This is a genomic window from Aeromonas rivuli (assembly GCF_000820045.1).
Taxonomy (GTDB): Bacteria; Pseudomonadota; Gammaproteobacteria; order Enterobacterales; family Aeromonadaceae; genus Aeromonas; species Aeromonas rivuli.
In genome coordinates, this window is sequence record NZ_CDBJ01000045.1 from 1 (window position 1) to 1,402 (window position 1,402).

Annotated in this window: 1 protein-coding gene; it reads left to right on the top strand. The window is 60.0% G+C overall.

Features of this window, described 5'->3' with window-relative positions:
- Positions 1 to 1,402: replication endonuclease (locus tag BN1130_RS10730; RefSeq protein WP_198135261.1), on the top strand; the 1,402-nt coding region annotated here is incomplete at both ends.

The window sequence follows — 1,402 nt, forward strand, 5'->3', positions numbered from 1 at the left end:
CGTGACAACTTTATCGCCGCGCACCTGGTACGCTGGATTGACGTTAAGTGGTGGGCCAGGAAACTGCGCAAGATCTGGGATCAGTATGGCGAGCACTGCGCCATCCTCTTAGGCCAGGTGCGCAAAGGGGTGTCGGCCTACGTTTCCAGTCAGGGACTGCGCGCCTTTCTTGAGCGCCAGCAGATGGCAGCCGCTTGGCTCAAGGACATGGAAGCCTATAACGCCCAGGATGACATCACTATCAGCTTGGCTGATGCGGTGAAAGCCTCGATTGCCAACCCCGAGAACCGCCGCCATGAGCTGGTTGTGCGGGCGCGCGGCTTCTCTGATGTCGCCGATGAAATGGGTTATGTGGGCTTGTTCTTCACCTGGACGGCACCGAGCCGTTTTCACCCCTGGAAGACCCTCCGTAAATCACAGCCCGATCAGCCAGACCGCACCACCGAAAACCAGAAGTATGACGGCTCCTCGCCCCGTGACACGCAACGCTATATCGGCAAGCTGTGGGAGCGCTGCCGCTCGGCACTCGCCCGTAATCTCTCCCAGGTGGGCGATTTACCTCCCTTTGAAGACCCTATCGAATATTTCGGTTTCCGCGTGGTTGAACCTCACCACGATGGCACTCCCCACTGGCACTTGCTGATTTGGGTCAAACCGGAGCATCAGCACCGTCTCATCAGTATCTTGCAACGCTACGCCCTCTCTCACGACAAGGGCGACCTGGTGCGCAAACGCCATCCCGTCAGTGGGCTGCCTTATAGCGATATCACCCCCCGCTTTGACTGGAAGGTGATGGACAAAGAGAAAGGCGGGGCCGTGGGTTACATCGTCAAGTACATCGCCAAGAACATCGACGGGTACCGGCTGGGTGACGAAGGAGATCTTGAAGCAGAAACCGCCGCTACCGATGGTGCTCGCCGGGTGCGGGCATGGGCCTCCCTCTGGGGCCTGCGCCAATTCCAACCATTGAAAGGGCCACCGGTTGGGGTATGGCGCGAGCTGCGCCGTTTACCTGGTCGCCTGCAAGAGGCCAAAGGGATCCCCGTGGCCGCATTGGCCAGCCCCATCATGGAAGAGTGCCGCCGCTACGCCGATGCAGTGGATTGGAAGGGCTTTACCCAGGCCATGGGTGGCCCCTGCTGTCGCCGCGATGCCCGCCCCTTGAGCCTCTACCATACCGCCAAGGTCGAACCCAACCAGTACGGTGAACCTGTTTCCAAATTGCTGGGGGTGCGGGCCTGTGACGGCATCACTCAAGCCACCCGTGCCGGTGATTGGGTTTTACGTAAAGTCAGCTCACAGGCTGCCTCACGGGCACAGGCGGGTGTATCTGTGGGCGAGCGCAGCGAGTTAAAGGGGTTCGAGCAAAGCGAGCATCTTTCCCCCCTTGGAGCTCTGGCAA